19 protein-coding genes are annotated in these 17,335 nt (G+C 43.4%); 10 read left to right on the top strand and 9 right to left on the bottom strand.

The genetic code is table 11. From position 1 onward, the window contains the following. Nucleotides 1-7: 7 nt before the first annotated feature. From DYU05_RS19685 to DYU05_RS19660, 6 genes are all read left to right on the top strand, one after another. Nucleotides 8-532 (top strand): LptE family protein, encoded by a 525-nt coding sequence (locus tag DYU05_RS19685; protein WP_117384882.1) that lies wholly within the window; start codon nucleotides 8-10, stop codon nucleotides 530-532. A 34-nt stretch (nucleotides 533-566) separates the two neighbouring features. Then, the gene (locus tag DYU05_RS19680; protein WP_133300270.1) at nucleotides 567-2,345 is read left to right on the top strand and encodes a hypothetical protein; all 1,779 of its coding nucleotides are present in this window, start codon (nucleotides 567-569) and stop codon (nucleotides 2,343-2,345) included. An 11-nt stretch (nucleotides 2,346-2,356) separates the two neighbouring features. Next, the gene (gene secG, locus DYU05_RS19675) at nucleotides 2,357-2,722 is read left to right on the top strand and encodes a preprotein translocase subunit SecG (protein WP_117384879.1); all 366 of its coding nucleotides are present in this window, start codon (nucleotides 2,357-2,359) and stop codon (nucleotides 2,720-2,722) included. Between the two features lie 239 nt (nucleotides 2,723-2,961). After that, the gene (locus DYU05_RS19670; RefSeq protein WP_117384877.1) at nucleotides 2,962-3,261 is read left to right on the top strand and encodes a co-chaperone GroES; all 300 of its coding nucleotides are present in this window, start codon (nucleotides 2,962-2,964) and stop codon (nucleotides 3,259-3,261) included. Between the two features lie 81 nt (nucleotides 3,262-3,342). Next, entirely contained in the window at nucleotides 3,343-4,983 is a 1,641-nt protein-coding gene (groL, locus tag DYU05_RS19665; RefSeq protein ID WP_117384875.1) for a chaperonin GroEL, read from the top strand. Nucleotides 4,984-5,341: 358 nt separating this feature from the next. After that, complete coding sequence (locus DYU05_RS19660) at nucleotides 5,342-6,130, top strand: mechanosensitive ion channel family protein (protein ID WP_117384874.1); 789 nt, start codon at nucleotides 5,342-5,344, stop codon at nucleotides 6,128-6,130. Nucleotides 6,131-6,154: 24 nt separating this feature from the next. Here the strand turns inward: DYU05_RS19660 and DYU05_RS19655 are convergent, their stop codons facing one another. Genes DYU05_RS19655 through DYU05_RS19630 form a run of 6 tightly spaced genes read right to left on the bottom strand, consistent with a single transcriptional unit; the run spans nucleotide 6,155 to nucleotide 12,217 of the window. After that, nucleotides 6,155-7,501, bottom strand: coding sequence for a DUF58 domain-containing protein (locus DYU05_RS19655; RefSeq protein WP_117384873.1), 1,347 nt, complete (start codon nucleotides 7,499-7,501; stop codon nucleotides 6,155-6,157). A gap of 4 nt (nucleotides 7,502-7,505) precedes the next feature. After that, entirely contained in the window at nucleotides 7,506-8,483 is a 978-nt protein-coding gene (locus tag DYU05_RS19650; protein WP_117384872.1) for an AAA family ATPase, read from the bottom strand. Next, complete coding sequence (locus DYU05_RS19645) at nucleotides 8,484-9,662, bottom strand: DUF4350 domain-containing protein (protein ID WP_117384870.1); 1,179 nt, start codon at nucleotides 9,660-9,662, stop codon at nucleotides 8,484-8,486. It lies immediately after the preceding gene. Beyond that, the gene (locus DYU05_RS19640; protein ID WP_117384869.1) at nucleotides 9,659-10,387 is read right to left on the bottom strand and encodes a DUF4129 domain-containing protein; all 729 of its coding nucleotides are present in this window, start codon (nucleotides 10,385-10,387) and stop codon (nucleotides 9,659-9,661) included. The genes DYU05_RS19645 and DYU05_RS19640 overlap by 4 nt, the downstream gene beginning before the upstream one ends. Next, complete coding sequence (locus tag DYU05_RS19635; protein ID WP_117384867.1) at nucleotides 10,387-11,274, bottom strand: hypothetical protein; 888 nt, start codon at nucleotides 11,272-11,274, stop codon at nucleotides 10,387-10,389. Before DYU05_RS19635 ends, DYU05_RS19640 begins: the two co-directional genes overlap by 1 nt. Then, nucleotides 11,258-12,217, bottom strand: a complete 960-nt coding sequence (locus DYU05_RS19630; protein ID WP_117384865.1) for a stage II sporulation protein M — start codon at nucleotides 12,215-12,217, stop codon at nucleotides 11,258-11,260. The genes DYU05_RS19635 and DYU05_RS19630 overlap by 17 nt, the downstream gene beginning before the upstream one ends. Before the next feature lie 95 nt (nucleotides 12,218-12,312). Between DYU05_RS19630 and DYU05_RS19625 the strand changes: the two genes are divergently transcribed. Further along, nucleotides 12,313-13,044, top strand: coding sequence for an RDD family protein (locus tag DYU05_RS19625; RefSeq protein WP_117384864.1), 732 nt, complete (start codon nucleotides 12,313-12,315; stop codon nucleotides 13,042-13,044). On the opposite strand, the gene DYU05_RS19620 is transcribed toward DYU05_RS19625, so the two are convergent. Next, nucleotides 13,041-13,382 carry a DUF2752 domain-containing protein gene (locus DYU05_RS19620; RefSeq protein WP_117384863.1) on the bottom strand — a complete coding sequence of 114 codons (342 nt, stop codon included), beginning with the start codon at nucleotides 13,380-13,382 and terminating at the stop codon, nucleotides 13,041-13,043. The two genes, DYU05_RS19625 and DYU05_RS19620, sit on opposite strands and share 4 nt — an antisense overlap. Further along, nucleotides 13,382-13,852: a DUF5684 domain-containing protein gene (locus DYU05_RS19615; RefSeq protein WP_205771936.1), complete on the bottom strand. Its 471-nt coding sequence runs from the start codon at nucleotides 13,850-13,852 to the stop codon at nucleotides 13,382-13,384. The genes DYU05_RS19620 and DYU05_RS19615 overlap by 1 nt, the downstream gene beginning before the upstream one ends. Nucleotides 13,853-13,957: 105 nt before the next feature. Between DYU05_RS19615 and DYU05_RS19610 the strand changes: the two genes are divergently transcribed. Next, the gene (locus DYU05_RS19610) at nucleotides 13,958-15,385 is read left to right on the top strand and encodes an L-serine ammonia-lyase (RefSeq protein WP_117384862.1); all 1,428 of its coding nucleotides are present in this window, start codon (nucleotides 13,958-13,960) and stop codon (nucleotides 15,383-15,385) included. Nucleotides 15,386-15,393: 8 nt separating this feature from the next. On the opposite strand, the gene DYU05_RS19605 is transcribed toward DYU05_RS19610, so the two are convergent. Continuing rightward, nucleotides 15,394-16,191: a hypothetical protein gene (locus tag DYU05_RS19605; protein WP_117384861.1), complete on the bottom strand. Its 798-nt coding sequence runs from the start codon at nucleotides 16,189-16,191 to the stop codon at nucleotides 15,394-15,396. Between the two features lie 59 nt (nucleotides 16,192-16,250). On the opposite strand from DYU05_RS19605, the gene DYU05_RS19600 reads away from it, so the two are divergent. After that, on the top strand, nucleotides 16,251-16,802 hold the full coding sequence (locus tag DYU05_RS19600) for a sugar O-acetyltransferase (RefSeq protein WP_117384860.1): 552 nt from the start codon (nucleotides 16,251-16,253) through the stop codon (nucleotides 16,800-16,802). Between the two features lie 59 nt (nucleotides 16,803-16,861). Further along, complete coding sequence (locus tag DYU05_RS19595) at nucleotides 16,862-17,329, top strand: pyrophosphohydrolase domain-containing protein (protein WP_117384859.1); 468 nt, start codon at nucleotides 16,862-16,864, stop codon at nucleotides 17,327-17,329. The last annotated feature ends 6 nt before the right edge of the window (nucleotides 17,330-17,335 follow it).

Raw genomic sequence — 17,335 nt, 5'->3', positions numbered from 1 at the left:
TCACCAAATGCGTAAAAGGGTTTTCCTGAATAGTTTGTTATTGGCGGCTGTTGTGCTGGTGTTTAATTCGTGCTCTTATAAAATATCCCTTAACGGCGCTACCATCCCTGATGATCTTAAGACGGTCAACGTACAATTCTTTGAGAACAATGCGCAGTTAGTGGTACCAACACTTAGCCAGCAGTTTACCGAGTCGCTTAAGAACAGGATTCGTACGCAAACCAGTATAAGCATTGTGCGGGGTGAGGCAAATGCTACGTTCTCGGGTGCGATCACCGGCTACAGCATAGCGCCGGTGTCTATCCAGGCAACCAATCCTAACAACCCACCAATAGCAGGCGCCAGCCGTTTAACTATTACGGTTAGCGTTAAATACACTTACGATGCCAATAAAAAGTATAATTTTGAGGAGTCGTTTACAAAATCCAGAGATTTCACGGGCGATATATCATCACAAGAGCAGCAGCTTATACAGGAAATAAACAAGCAGCTTACCGACGATATTTTCAACAGGGCTTTTAATAATTGGTAAGCAATTTGTAGTTTTAGGGCAGGTGGATCAAAACTTGGAGAACAGATATAAGGAGATTTTGTGGGAGCTGCTTGCAAACCCGGCAGAGAACGGGCAGCAGCACAGGCAGGCGCTTGAGCGTTTGGTGCAGGACAACCCGCAAAGCGGACTGCTGCAAATGATGTACGCCCGTACCGGCGAACCCTCAGACCTTGCTAAAGCTTCGGTTTATTTCACCCCTTCAACCCTTTACAAGATCATAAACGATCCGGACAGCCTTTTACCTGTCTCCAGGGATCGTATCAATAAATCATTAGGCAGCAGCGAACCGGCGCAATCGGCAGCATTAGTAACCACTGAGGTTATTGTTGAACAGGAAGGTACACAAGAAGCTCCGGTAAGCGATGAGCCTGTTGCTGCAGAAGAAAGCCTGATAGTTACGGAAGCTCCGGCACAGGAGGAGGTTGTACCAACGGAACCGGCAATTGAAGAATTACCACCAGCTTTACCAGAGCATGTTGAGGAAGCAGTAGCTAACGACCCTGAAGAACAGCATTACGCTGAACCTGTCGAGGAGCCTTACCAGGAACCTGCACCACTGGTTAGTGAACCGGAAGAAGAGGAAAGCAACCCGTGGGATATGTCTAAACTGGCAGAACCTGTAGTTGAGGACGAAACCTTCAGCAATACCGAAACGATGGGGCATGAAGGTATTTGGGAAGCAACGTTTCACCAGCCTGAAAGTGTTCTGGAGGGGGAACCTACGCCAACCTTCTCTATCCCTGCATCAAGTGAGTTTAACATCCCTACATATGATCATTCGCTGTCTGCTTATGAGATGGAAGCTATCGGACTAAATCCTGTAGAGCCAACTGAATTGACAGTAGATTACCCTGTAGAAAATGTTTTTCATAAACAGGATGAGATAGATGACGAGGTTTACGACGAGATCGTCAGCATAGACGAAATTGGCATTGCGGGATTATCCAATAAGTTCGCCTTGGATGCAGATGAAGCTGCGGAGCAATCCTCATTAGTTGAGGAGGTACCTGCGGAAACCTCCACTCCACAGCCGTTTGATCCTGAAACAGAGCGCCTTATTTATGGCAACATTGCCGCTACAGATTACCTTTCTTTTGATAAAAAGCTGGATGAGTTACGTACAGGTTTCGCAATTGTAGCAGAGGATGCTGATCAAGCTGAGCCTGAAAGTCCCGCTCAACAACCATCCGAAGACGAGATAGAAGAGCCTAAGAGCCATCAAGCATCAACTGAAGAGCCCAAACCAACCGAACCAGAACCCGCAGTTGCAAGGTATAACGATGACACTATGCCGTACAGCTTCCTGTGGTGGTTGGATAAGACCCGTAAGGAGCATGCTTCCGTTAACCAGCCATACGCCGAGCCGGTAAATAAAGCGGCACAGGCTGAGGCAACCATGCAAGAGTCAAAAAAGGCATCAGGTGATGAATTACAGCAGCAATATTTCGAAAATATTGTAAATCTCACATCGGTTAGCAGCATTGGTATTGTTGATCCGCCAAAGGTTGAATTCGACCACAACAAAAAAGAGGACGTAATTATAGAACGTTTTATACAGACCGATCCGCAGATAAAACCATTATCTGCAGATAAACTGGATAATGAAAATAAGGCAAAAAAGAGCTCCGAAGATCAGGATGCATTGGTGACCGAAACGCTGGCACGCATATACAGCGACCAGATGCTATATCATAAAGCCATAGCTACTTATAAAAAATTGATGTTGAAGATTCCGGAAAAAAAGCTTTACTTTGCAGCCCAGATTGAACAATTAGAAAAAAAGACCAATTAATAACAATATAAATGGCTTCATTATTAATAATCATTACCATCATTATATGTGTCCTTTTAGGATTCATCGTGTTAATCCAAAACCCTAAAGGCGGCGGTTTATCTTCAAATTTTTCAAGCTCATCTCAACTAATGGGTGTGCAGAAAACCGGCGATTTCCTGGAAAAAGGTACCTGGGTTTTAGCTATAGCCATAATGGTATTATCACTTGTTATTAACGTATCAGTTAAAGGTGGCGGCGGCCAGCGTTCAGAAGATCCTGCTTTGATGGAGCAGATCAAGAAAGCTTCTAAACCTGCAAATACAGCGCCTGCGGCAGCACCAATCAACCTGCCAACTACACCGGCTACAACTCCGGCTCCTGCTCCAAAGAAATAACTTTACGTCACAACGAAATACTGAAAGGCCTTGATTATTCAAGGCCTTTTTTGTTGATGACCATTGCCTGACAGCATGACACAAGTGCATTCTTGTTAGCGCTTATGCCTTAACCTCGCATTAACATAACTGCCAATACATCATAAAAAATGCCATTTGCGCACATTTTTGCTGCTTGGCATAGTTGATGATAACACTACAGCGAAAACTTAATATTATAAATCAAAATAGTTAGTACTATGTCATTAAACATTAAACCAAGTGCAGACAGGGTAGTCGTGCAGGCTGCTGCTGCCGAAACTAAGACCGCTTCTGGTATTTACATTCCTGAAACTGCTCAGGAGAAACCACAAAAAGGAACTATTGTAGCGGTGGGCCCGGGTAAATATGCCGACAACACAGGTACACTTATCCCAATGACCACTAAAGTTGGCGACGAAGTATTATACGGTAAATACGCCGGTACCGAGATCTCTGTTGACGGTAAGGAGTATCTGATCATGCGCGAATCTGACATTTACGCTGTTTTTAACCAATAAGTGATTAACGATTGACTGATAAACAGCAATTCAAAAACATTCACTAAATCATTAATTCACTAATACAAACATTTTAATAAAATGGCTAAGCAAGTAAAATATAACGTAGAAGCCCGCGACGCTCTAAAACGCGGTGTTGATACCCTGGCAAATGCAGTAAAGGTTACCTTAGGCCCTAAAGGCCGTCACGTAATCATCGACAAGAAATTTGGTTCACCATCAGTAACTAAGGACGGTGTAACTGTAGCAAAAGAAATTGAACTGAAAGACCCTGTTGAAAACATGGGCGCCCAGATGGTTAAAGAAGTAGCGTCAAAAACTGCTGACATTGCCGGTGATGGTACTACTACTGCAACTGTATTAGCTCAGGCTATTGTTACAGCTGGTATTAAAAACGTTGCCGCCGGTGCAAACCCAATGGACCTTAAACGCGGTATTGACAAGGCAGTTGCTGCTGTTGTTGAGAACCTGCGTTCACAAAAACAAGATGTTGGCGACGATTTCGGCAAGATCAAACAAGTAGCTTCTATTTCTGCTAACAACGACGAAGTTATTGGCGAAATGATAGCTGACGCTATGAAGAAAGTTGGCACCAGCGGTGTTATTACTGTTGAAGAAGCAAAAGGTACTGAAACTGAAGTTAGAACTGTAGAAGGTATGCAGTTTGACCGTGGTTACTTATCTCCATACTTCGTAACCAACTCCGATAAGATGGAAGTAGAATTGGATAACCCATACATCCTTATCTACGACAAGAAGATCTCTTCAATGAAAGAGTTACTTCCTATCCTTGAGAAACAAGTACAAACCGGAAAGCCATTGTTGATCATTGCTGAAGACCTTGACGGCGAAGCGTTAGCTACATTAGTAGTAAACAAGATCCGTGGTTCACTGAAAGTTGCAGCTGTTAAAGCTCCTGGTTTTGGCGACCGTCGTAAAGCTATGCTGGAAGACATTGCTATCCTTACCGGTGGTACTGTAATTTCTGAAGAACGCGGTTACAAACTGGAAAGCGCTGACCTGAGCATGTTAGGCCAGGCAGAAAAAATCTCTGTTGATAAAGACAACACTACCATCGTTAACGGTGCCGGTGATGCAGAGCAGATCAAAGCCCGTGTTGGTGAGATCCGTGTTCAAATTGAGAACACTACATCAGACTACGACAAAGAAAAATTACAGGAACGCCTTGCTAAATTAAGCGGTGGTGTAGCTGTATTATACATTGGCGCAGCTTCTGAAGTAGAAATGAAAGAGAAAAAAGACCGTGTTGACGATGCATTGCACGCAACCCGTGCTGCTGTTGAAGAAGGTATAGTTGCAGGTGGTGGCGTAGCCTTCATCCGCGCTGTTGCTGCTTTAACCGAACTGAAAGGTGCTAACGACGACGAGAACACTGGTATCCAGATCATCCGTCGCGCTATTGAAGAGCCTCTTCGTCAGATCTGCCAGAACTCTGGTATCGAAGGTTCTATAGTTGTGCAGAAAGTTAAAGAAGGCACCGCCGACTTTGGTTACAACGCACGTACCGATGTTTACGAAAACTTAATTGGCGCCGGTGTTATCGACCCAACTAAAGTAAGCCGTGTGGCATTAGAGAACGCAGCTTCTATCGCTTCAATGCTGTTAACTACCGAGTGTGTTCTTGCTGATGAGCCGGAAGACGACAAAGGTGGTGCTGGTATGCCTCCAATGGGCGGCGGCGGCATGGGCGGCATGATGTAATACCCTCTAAGCCCTAACGGGAATAGAAAACCTTATATAAACCCTGTACACAAAAGTGTACAGGGTTTTTTGTTTGTATGTTTTTTGCTATTGTAGGAGCCAGGTTAAAATGTAGGTTTTAAGGGTGTTCTACCAGGTTTAGACCTCATTGTAGCGTTGCTATAACAATTTTACGTAATCAAATTGTTATAGCAACGCTTAGGCATAGCGTTTGAACATACGCTTATGTTATGAAACATTTGATAAACAAGAAGACGCAGATACACAGCAGGATAGTGGAGTGGGTGCTGTTTAAAGGCCCGGAGCTCTTCGTGGCCATTTATAGTTAAATCAAAAATCCTTAATTTTGGCCCCGTCTATGGAGCTAAAAGAATTCTACCACGATATACATGTTTGGCTGGTTACTAACGGCCCCCGGTTCATAATAGGAATAGTACTTTTCTTCGCCGGTTTATGGTTCATTAAATTTTTAAGAACAAAGCTTACCAGCCGCATGCACAAGCATGAGGTTCATTCATCGTTACGCCCCTTCTTTCTTAGTTTAAGTATTACTGCTTTATATGTGCTGTTGGTAATATCGGTGCTTAGCGTAATGGGTTATCCAATAACCATTTTTGCTACGCTGGTAGGTGCCTTAGGTGTAGCTGCCGGTCTGGCTTTATCAGGCACGTTACAAAATTTTGCAGGAGGAGTGCTTATACTCCTGTTAAAACCCTTTGATGTAGAGGATCACATTATAGCACAGGGGCAGGATGGCCGGGTACAGGGCATCCAATTGTTCTACACCGAAATACTTACTGCTGACAACAAAACAGTTATTATACCCAACGGTAAGCTGTTTAACGAGGTGATCACTAATATAACCCGCCAAGGCAAGCGCCGGCTGGATATAGACTTTAAGCTGAACTACGGCGCGGATATAGAGCAGGTAAAAGGCATCATAAACAATGCCATCAAGCAAACGCCTAACATTTTAGATGAGCCTGCATCGCGGGTGGGTGTGCTTACGCTGGACGCCGATGGTATGCATTTTACAATAAGGGTATGGGTTGATCCGTCATTTTTTCTGCATACCAAAATAGCACTGCAGGAAAAAGTTGTGAACGACGTAAAAGCTGCTGGCATTAAGCTGCCGGGAATGGCTTAGGCTGGTACTTTCGACCGATGCTTTTTAAATCTTCTGCCGGGCTTTTAACTCCAGGTATTTGTTGATGGTAGTCACGGTCAGATTTTTTGGTGTGCTAAGTATAGATTGTATGCCATTAGCCGCAAGCTCTTTTACAATCAAGCGTTTATCATAGGCAAACTTTTCAGCAATTGTTTTTACATAAATGCTTTCCACATCGTTTGCAGGCTGCTCGGTAACGTGTTTTAGCTCCGTGTTCTCAAAAAATACAACCAATAACAAGTGATGCCGCGCTATTCGCTTGAGAAATGGCAGGTGCCGTTGCAAAGCTGGCAGGCTTTCATAGTTGGTGAAGAACACCAGCAAACTCCGTTGCTTTACAACGTTGCGTATGGTGCTGTACAGCGCTTCCATATTAGTTTCGAGGTAGCGTGTTTTTTCTTTGTACAATACCTCCAGTATCTTATTAATCTGCGCATGCTTTCTGTCCGCTTGCAATACGCTCCCTGTTTTTTCTGCAACCGTTATCAGTCCGGCTTTGTCCTGTTTCAGCAAAGCGACATTTGATAGTACCAGGCTAGCATTAATGGCATAGTCGAGCAGGCTTAAACCCTCGAAGGGCATTTTCATAACGCGCGATTTATCGATGATGCAATAAACCTGCTGAGACTTTTCATCTGTATAGGAATTGGTCATTAGGGTGCCGTGCCTTGCAGAAGCTTTCCAATTTATTGATCGCGGATCGTCTCCGGCCACATAGGTCTTGATCTGTTCAAATTCGCGGCTTTGCCCTAGTCGTCTGATCTTTTTTATGCCGAACTCGTTCAGCCGGTTAGAAATGGCCATGAGTTCATATTTGCGCATCTGCAAAAAAGACGGATATACCGGCAGAGTTTCGGCTTGTTCAAAATTATGGCGGCGGCTTAATAAGCCAATCGGCGATCTTGCAAATACCCGGATGCTGCCAAACTCATACTCGCCTCTTTTTACAGGCCTTAGGCTATAACTAATAAGCTTATGTTCGCCAGCCTTTAACGTTGTTTTAAACCAAACATCCCGTTTTTGAAACTGCACGGGAATCTCATCAATTATTCCTGCCGAAATGGTGAATGGATACCTATTCTCAATATAAATGCCCAATTCATTATCATCACTGTTGCTCAGGCGTTCGGGTGCATGACGTTTTGCAAATACAGCAGTACGAACTCTATACAACATCAAAGCATCAACAAGAATAAGCAGCACCAGTAACCAAAATGTTAACTCGGGTATGATGCCCAGCCACGGAAAGAAAAAAGCGAATAAAAAGAATACAGAACAGGCCGAAAGCGCTAAGAAAAAGCGGCCTGTCAAGAACAAGTTGGTGTAAAACAGATTAATGAGCTTCTTCAACAGCTTAGCGTGGTATTTCTATCTTCTGTATAATTTGAGCGATTACTTCATCAGGCGTAACACCTTCCATTTCTTTATCAGGCGTAAGCATAATGCGATGCCTCAGCACAGGCGCTGCTACTAATATAATATCGTCTGGCGTTACAAAATCGCGGCCGTTTATTGCTGCAATTGCCTTAGCCGCATAAACAATGGCTAAAGACGCACGTGGCGATCCTCCAAGATAGATAGAACGGTTACTTCGTGTTTCGATAACTATCCTTGCTGCAAAGGCCAGGATCTTTGGCTCTACATACAACGCACGCACCTGCTGCCTTAAAGCAACAATGTCGCTGCCCGAGAGCACAGGCTTAACTTCGCTCACCTGCTCGAGCGTTTTTTGCTGATGCTGTTGTGTCAGGATAGTTATTTCTTCCTCAAATGACGGGTATTTTATTTCAATCTTGAAAAGAAAGCGGTCCAGTTGGGCTTCAGGCAGGCGATAAGTTCCTTCCTGCTCTACCGGGTTTTGCGTAGCCAATACTATAAATGGCTCATGCATTTTGTAAGTGTGGCTGTCTATGGTCACCTGGCGTTCTTCCATTACCTCAAACAATGCCGATTGTGTTTTGGCCGGAGCGCGGTTAATCTCGTCTATCAGGATAATGTTACCAAAAACAGGGCCCTGTTTAAACTCAAAAGAAGCTGTTTGCAGGTTGAATACTGATGTACCCAGCACATCAGACGGCATAAGGTCGGGCGTGAACTGTATGCGGGAATATTGTGCGTCAACAGCTTTGGCTACAAGCTTTGCCGTGAGGGTTTTTGCAACGCCGGGCACACCTTCTATTAATATGTGGCCATCTGCCAATATCCCGGCGATAATTAAATCGATTACCTGTTGCTGGCCTACAATGATGGTAGACAGTGTGGCTTTTATCTGCTCGACAGCGTTGCTGAGCCTGCCCAGATCGGTACGTTGTTCAAAATTTTCGTTTTCCATTTATGAGCCGGATTGCTTGTGAAATTTTTCTATTAACTGGTTTAATGTAATAAGCTCCTGATCGGTAACCTTGCTTTGTGGCAGCAGGTAGTTAATGTACCGCACCAGTTCATCAGCAAACTGATCGTCGATACCGGTTTTACTTGCGAGCTGATCTACAAATTCGCGCTGAAACGTTCCCGCTTTTATGCCAAATGTGTTGCGCAGGTGCTCCGAAAAGTACACGATCTTTTTAGACGCTATATTGGCGTTGTCACGTTGTTCATAGTAGACCTTGCCAACTACGTTTACAAACTCCAGCGTGCTATTGGTTAACGGGTCTACAATAGGTATGATGCGCTGCCGGCGTTTTACCTCGTAAATAACAAACAGCAACATCCCGGCTAATGCAATGTAGTAAGCCCAGCGCAGCGCTGCATACTCAAAAAATACGCGCATGGGGGATGTGTTTACTGCTATGTCGTGGTTTTGGAACTGGTCCCAGTATACATGGCTAACATTTGCGGGCAAGTACGACAATACTTTTGAAGCATAATCTGCACCCATCGGCTTTAACAAGCTATAGTTGGTGAGCAGCTGCGGATTTGCGAATAAGAACAAGTTGCCTTTACCATAACGATACCGGATGAAGTTACTGTTGCCGTATTCGTTACGGCCTAAAACAACTGCTTTAGCCGTATCAAACTTACTAAAGTATTGGTCGGCTATGTGCTTGTCAAATTGATAGTCAAGATCTTTATTTACCTTACGGCTGGTGAAATTCAGAAATGGAGAATGCTTGCCGAACTCGTTGCTGATGCTGAGTTTCAAAGTATCAGCAAGGGCATCGCTCATGTCAAATGTACTGATGAGTACCGAATTGCCTCTGCTAATGAATTTCACCATCGCTGCGTAATCGGTTTTGCTGAAGTTGACGGCTTTGGCTGTAATAAGATAGTTGCCGGGCACCATCGTGCTATCATTGAACACGCGATAGGCGCTCCTGTTGGTGCGGGTGACCGTAGCAGCGGGGAAGATGTCGTTTAAGCGATTATACAGGATGTATGTACCAAAGGGGATCTTATCGTTGTACTGTAGAGTAGTGTCCCAACTTGTTGGGTTTGGTTTGTTGTACTGAGCAACCACATATACCAACAACAATGCAATACCTATACTTATGTAGATCTTAAAATCTCTCATGAGGCATTGCTTTTAAAGTTGTTAAACATTTGGCTTATCTTACGGTAGCTTTCGGCAGTTATTAGGAAGTCGCCGTACCATGCATATTCAAACTGTCGCGTCAGCTGTTTAAAAGTATCTTTTTGGATGTTATCAGTTAACTCGTTTATGTAATTGGTATTTGTCTTATTTATTTGCCAGTTGATTAATTCGCTGTCGCTTAGTTGTTTTAAGCAGCGCAGGTATAGCAGCCTTACAGCCAGCCGGTAATTATTAACTGAAACGGCTTTTTCAATCTCCGCATCAAAGTCAATCTCGTGTATGTTCTCTTCAGACTCTGAATAGGCTAAAGATGTATAAGGTTGGCGCCTGAAGATGCTTAATGGGTCGATACCGGTAAGTTTGAGAATGATTAACACAATAACCAATGGTCCGCCTATTAAGATCAACCATTTAAGAGATATCAGGAACCATCCCAAAGCTTTTCCGCCACCGCTCGTTTCAAACAACGACCAAAACCATTTCCAAAAGCGCGTCCAAAGTGATGGGCCGGAGTAGTTTTGCTGATAGTCGAACTCCGGCTGTCTTTTTAACTTTTCTATAGCCGTCTTGTCAAACGTTCGTTGCGCAACTGTGCCCGTATCAATCACCAGTGTAGCCGGGCGGTGTACCTTAGCGGTATCTGGCGCTGCATGGCTCAGGGTTGCAGTAAGCAGGAAAATAAAAAGGGAGGCAGCTTTTAACATTAATACTCCTCGTTTGGAAAGCCGGTTTGAGGGTTGTGCTCGCCGAACTTGCTAATGCGGTCCATTAGGCTGCTGCCTTCTTTGGTTTCTACCAGGTTATAATACAACAGGCATATGCCTATTGTAGGAATAATGAACATCAGTTGAGCAAGCTGCTGCATAATAGCAGAAAATATAATGCTTCCCAAAGAAAGGTTCTGCATTTTACCAGGAGTTATAAATGCGCTTGCCAGGTTTGCCGCCGATGCAGGTATAGTAAATACCATAGACATTATATAGGCGATAAGCCAGATTACGAACAGGCTGCCGGCGGTTATCCACCAATTATCTTTTATGAGTTGAAAACTGCGGCTAAAAGCAAACCCAAAGCCTGTGTTCTCCATGATCATAATAGGGTATATAAGACCAAAGATGGGGAACAGCCAAACACCCGGTATCAGGCAAAGAGCATAGGCGAAGCTTAGCAAAAGCACCATTACTATGCTGGCCAATAAAACGCGCAAATAATAATATTTAAAAAAGTTCCATATCTCCTCGGATGTTGGTTTTAAATTTCCTTTCTGCTTGTAAATAGCTAAATAACATAGTATTGTTGTAATGCCAGCACAGTAACCCGATATACCTACAACGATCATTGTTGTATAGCTACCCCAAATGCCGGAAATAGATGAGAAGGTCCTCGGGCCTTCAATATTCACCTCATTCATGATCTTCATCATTCTTACTTGTGACATCGCGAAAGCCACGCAGCCGAATACCATGAAGATGCCGCAAAATATAAAATAGTTCTTCAGCAGTTCTTTAAAGTTCTGTTTTATAAACATGAAAGTATCGCCAATTACCTCGCCGAAATCGCGGGTTTTTGCCAGTTCAATTTGAGGTTCCATACAATGTTTTTTTGTTGAGTGCCCGTGGATATAACACCACGTACCATATTATAAATGTGAGTGAAGACGCAAGGATACTAACACTGAGCCATGCAGGCATTTCGGTGTGCCGTGTTACAAAGCCCTCAAAAAAGGCGGCAGTGATAAATATGGGTACCAGGCCTACGGCAATCTTCATACCGTCCATTGCTCCCCTTTTTAATGAAAACAACCGGGTGTATGTTTTAGGAAACAAAAAGCTGTTGCCTAATACCAGCCCTGCAGCGCCGGCAATGATAATTGCCGAAATCTCCAGTGTGCCATGTATCCATATCACCAGCACCGATTGCATGCCGAGTCCTTTACTGAAAAAGTAGTACTCAAATGCACCCAGCATTAAACAGTTACGAAACAATTGATAAACAGTCCCTATTGAAAAAATCATACCGCTTACAAAGGTGCTAAGTGACACATAGATATTGTTTACGGCAATCATGAAAAACATCGAGAACTCGCCGCTTTGTTTATACACCCCAAACGGGTCGCCCTTGGCTATATTAGCGTTTGTCATGTCTACATACTCATCACCCATTATCAGCCGGATAAAATTTTCGTCATACTTTGCCGACACCCAGCCAATAAGTGCAAATACAAGGGAAAAAGTGAATGAGTAAAGCAGTTGCTTGCGGTAGCTATAAAATAATAGCGGCAGCTCAAACCTCCAGAAAGTTATGAAACGATTGCCCTTTTCGCTTTTGTTCTTGTAGATGGATTGATGAAACCTGCTGGCCAGTCCGTTGAGGTACGTAGTGGTTTTAGATTTTGGGTAGAATGTTTTGGCGTAGGCCAGATCGTCTGTGATTTGTATGAAGCTGTCTGCTAGTTCATCCGCGTCACTGGTGGTAGATGACTCAAAGCGCTCCCATTTTTTAGAGTTCTGCTTAACAAAAATAGGTTCGCGCATTAATCCGGTCCGGGTTTTATTATGGCGTTAAAATAATCACAAAAGTTTTATTATTCAATAAAAAACAGGCATTTTGAGCATAAATATTTCTTTGCATGCAAACCGTACGGATAACCACATCACAAAATATAGATATTGATTACGAACTTGCCGGGTTAGGTGAACGTATAGTTGGCAGCATTATAGACTTTGCTATATTCTTTGTGCTGTACTTCTTTTTTATCATACTGGGCATCAGCCTTAACATGCAGGATTTTTCGGGTTTGTTTGTAATTATCATCTATGCAGTGCTGTACGTTTTTTACGACCTCGCTTGTGAGGTTTTCATGAACGGGCAGTCCATCGGAAAAAAGATAATGAAGGTAAGGGTGATCAGCCAGGATGGTGCACAGCCCAGGCTAAGCCAATATTTATTAAGGTGGCTGTTGAGAATTATAGATTTTGGCCTTACTGCGGGCTCCGTGGCTTTAGTAACGGCTGCAATAAGTACGAAAGTACAGCGATTAGGCGACCTGGTAGCGGGGACTATCGTTATAAAAACACAGCCGCGTACCAATATGAGTCAGATCGCATTTGTTGCTGCGGAAGATAATTATATACCACTATTTCCGGAAACTGCCCAACTTAGCGGTGAAGATATAGACCTGGTGAACGAAGTGATAAATACTTACATTAAAACAGATAACAACGTAGTGGTTTATAATATGGCCCAGCGAATAAAAAAGCACCTTGGCATTGCTCCACCGGCTGAAATGAATGACCTGCGGTTTTTGCAAACCATAATTAAGGACTATACGCATCAGATTGCCCGTGCTGAAGTTATTTAATGCAGGTAAGTATGCGTCATTTTAAGGCAGTAACTGACAAGTATGACCGACGCCATACTTATATAGATGGTTTTTTTTATGATCGAACGGTTGTCGTCCAGCTTCCAAAACCGTTCTAACCCGCTGTACGCAAATACCACTAATAAAGGAATGGTAGCAGGATACAATATAAAGCTTTGATGTAAATTGCCCTGAAGAAGGGCTAATACCGAACGCTGGAACCCGCAGCCCGGACAATCTATCCCGGTAAGAAATTTAAAAGGACAGGGAAGTAAATACCCCTGCAGCCATGCACCAAATAGTACGAGGTTGCAGGGGATATATAAACTATTAAGCATTAAACTTGCGGGGGCGGTGGTGTATTAAAAGGATCCCGGTAATTGTCTGCCGGATCATACGGTTTAAAGCCGGCTGCTCCTGCGCCCGCACCTGCAGGCCCAACATAGCGGTAGTTGCCGAAACCTAATAGCGGATAGAAAACAAACGGAAGCAGCAGTAGTCCGATAGTAAAACCTTCGCTTTGTCCGAAACTTTTACTTAACAGATTTATCATCCACACGGCAAAAATGATATTTACGCAAGGCACAAGCAGCAATAGAAACCACCAAAGCGGTTTACCAATGATCTCCAGTAACACAATAATGTTGTAGATCGGGATTATAGCAGCCCAACCGGGTTTGCCTGCTTTTTCATACATTTTCCACATGCCAACAATGCTGATGATCCAAATGATAAGCATTGGAATAGAAAAAATTGCCGCCATCACAGCAAAAATGGCACCGCCTGAACCTGAATCGTAAGTTTCCATAGATGATAAGATTGATGTTTAAATTTTCGTTCAAGTTATTTATTCGATCTGAATTAATACATACTAATCAAAAAATATTCTGTTAGTATCAGTAGTTTTGCACAAATGCAGAGAGAGCAGATTTCCGTCTTCGATATGTTTAAGATAGGCATTGGCCCGTCAAGTTCACATACGCTTGGCCCGTGGCGTGCTGCCCAGCAGTTTCTGCACATAATAGAGCAGCAGGATGCTTTATCTGCCGTTGTGGAGGTTAAGGTGCTGCTTTATGGTTCTCTTGCGAAAACGGGGAAAGGCCACGGTACCGATATTGCCATTTTGCTGGGGCTTAGCGGTGATGACCCGGTAACATTTGAGGTGGATAAAATAGATAGTAAGATAGGCGGAATAAATCTTAGTCATACTTTGCTACTGGCCGGTAAAAAATTGATCAGTTTTCATTATGAAGACGACATGATCTTTTTGTTTACAGAGAGCCTGCCTTATCATCCAAACGCGGTTACCTTCCAGGCATTCTTAAGTACGGGTAAAGCAATTACTGCCACGTTTTACTCTATAGGTGGCGGCTTTGTGGTTAAGGAAGGTGGCCAAACACAACAACGTGCAGAAGTTGACCTACCTTTCCCGATAGACACCGCGGGCGACCTGCTGCACTGGTGCCTTAAAACCGGCCTAAAAATATCTGAAGTAGTACAGGAGAACGAACTAGCGTGGCGACCGGAAGCAGAAACCAGATACGGAATACTGAATATATTTAAGGTAATGCAGGAATGCATGTATCGCGGCTGCCATACTACCGGCAGCCTGCCAGGAGGGCTTAATGTTGCCCGCCGTGCATCTGCCCTGAACAAGCGGCTTATAAATGGCAGAACTTATAACGACTACACAGGCTGGGTTATTGCGATACGCCAAACCGGCAACAGTTTCCAAAGCATATTAGATTGGGTAAGCTGTTTTGCCCTTGCCGTAAATGAAGAGAATGCTTCCTTTGGCCGGGTAGTTACCGCGCCTACTAACGGTGCTGCAGGGGTGATCCCGGCGGTACTGCAATATTTTATTTGCTTTTGCGACGGCTTTGATGAGGAGCGTATTATACAGTTCCTTTGTACTGCTTCTGAAGTAGGCAGCATATTTAAAAAGGGGGCTACCATATCTGCTGCTATGGGCGGGTGCCAGGCAGAAATTGGCGTGTCATCAGCTATGGCTGCGGCGGCACTTACCGAAGTGCTTGGCGGTAGCCAACGCCAGGTTTTGATGGCTGCCGAAATTGCTATGGAGCACCACCTGGGTATGACGTGCGACCCTATTGGCGGATTGGTACAGGTGCCTTGTATAGAACGCAATACCATGGGCGCTATAAAGGCTATTACCGCAAGTCAGCTGGCATTGCAGAGTAACCCGGACAAAGCTAAGGTAAGCCTTGACGCGGTTGTAAAAACCATGTGGCAAACCGCACTGGACATGAACTCCAAATACAAAGAAACCAGCGACGGGGGACTTGCTATAAATATCCCTATCAGTTTGCCGGAATGTTGAGGTCAGAGCTATGAAAGTAATTTTCCTATTAATGTTGAAATAATTATGCCCAAAAGAAACACAATCAACGACAAAATCCAGTTTTCTTGAATTATTTGAAATAAACTTTGGGGAGTTAAGCCATATAGTTTAAGTAAGTTACTATTCGTTTTTAAATCGTCTTCATGAATTCGAGTTATTATGTTATGAATATTGTCTACTTTTCTCAAGGTAGACTGATGTAATCTTACATATTCTCGATTATTGAAAGCTTCTGCCTCTTCTGCGCCAGTCAAAAAATTAATCATAGTAATGTTGTTTTTCCGACAAAGCGTTTCGATTCGAGGATGACCAATATAACTATTACCATATATATCGATAAGTAATTTACCAATATCAATTTTCGCAGAGTCTTCAATATTGATAGGTATTCCTCCTAAGACCGAATATCGATGAGCAATTGCTTCAAATCCATAGTTAATATCACGCATATTAAGATGGATCCATTTAGCTCGTTTATGACTATCAACGAATTGATAGAACTCGTCGAGCATTACTTTTTCCAACTCATCATAGTTGTCAGCGATTAAATTAAATGCAACATTTTTAGTTTCAGCAATCTTGTGAATTGAAAAAGATTTAGTTTGACCAGTATCAAAATATTTTACTGCAATAGATGTTACACGAGGAGTTCTCCCATCAGTGATATTGTAAAAGCTTTCGCATGAATAGTGTATAATCAAACAGTTTGATTGCTGTTCGTTGATGCTGCTTACTATTTCCTTTCCTTTCTTTCGTTTTTTTATTCTGCTTGATGCTCTACTCATTTGATAAATATAAATTAATTTATAAATGATATATTTAGAATGAGTTTTAATTCTCGTTTATGAAAACCGAACTTCAAAAAATGCTCGACGGTGAACTGTACGTGGCCGGCGATCAGCAGCTTGTTGATATGCGCAGCCGTGCCCGGATGCTGCTGAGCAAATACAATCAGATGATTGCTGAACCGTTGGAACCTCGCACCGCCATATTAAAACAGTTGCTTGGAGAGTGCAGCACACTAGATATACAGCCGCCATTCTATTGCGATTATGGTACCCATATACAGGTTGGCGAAAACTTTTTCATGAACTTTAACTGCGTGATACTGGATTGCGCTATGGTTACTATAGGGGATAACTTTATGGCCGGCCCATGTGTGCAGATATATACAGCCTATCATCCGCTGCAGGCAAGCGAACGCATTAAAGGTCCTGAACTTGCCAAGCCGATAACCATTGGGGACAATGTATGGATAGGCGGGGGCGCAATTATTTGCCCCGGCGTAACTATTGGTAATAATACCACTATTGGCGCAGGCAGTGTGGTAACGAAAGATATCCCGGATAACGTATTTGCGGCGGGTAACCCATGTAGGGTGATCAGAAGCTGTTGATAAATTGAACACTTACAAAACATCTCATTTACCTAACTTTCCGCACTAAATAAAACGCCATGCAAGAGCCAAACGCTTTAAATCAGGTTGCCGAATTTCACAGAACATTTAAACATCCGGTGGTTGATAGTCCGGCTATTCCCTCCAAAGAGCGCTGCGCGTTGCGGGTATCTTTGCTGGCGGAAGAAGTGAATGAACTACAGGAAGCCATTGCAGATAACAACCTGGTGGAAATTGCCGATGCCTTGTGCGATATTCAATACGTACTTGCGGGAGCTATACTTGAGTTTGGTTTAGGAGAAAAGTTTAAGGAGTTGTTTGACGAGGTTCATCGCTCAAACATGAGTAAAGCGTGCAAAACTATTGAGGAGGCTGAACAAACCATTGCTCATTACAAAGCTAAGGATGGCAGCGAATCTCACCATAAAGAAGAGGATGGCTTATACCTAATCTATCGTACTAACGATAATAAAACGCTCAAGTCCATCAACTATTCACCTGCAGATCTGGGCGGAATTTTGCTTTAACCAGCT

Source organism: Mucilaginibacter terrenus (assembly GCF_003432065.1).
GTDB lineage: Bacteria > Bacteroidota > Bacteroidia > Sphingobacteriales > Sphingobacteriaceae > Mucilaginibacter > Mucilaginibacter terrenus.
Note: the sequence above shows the minus strand (reverse complement) of the source record. Positions and strands in the feature narration are given on the sequence as shown.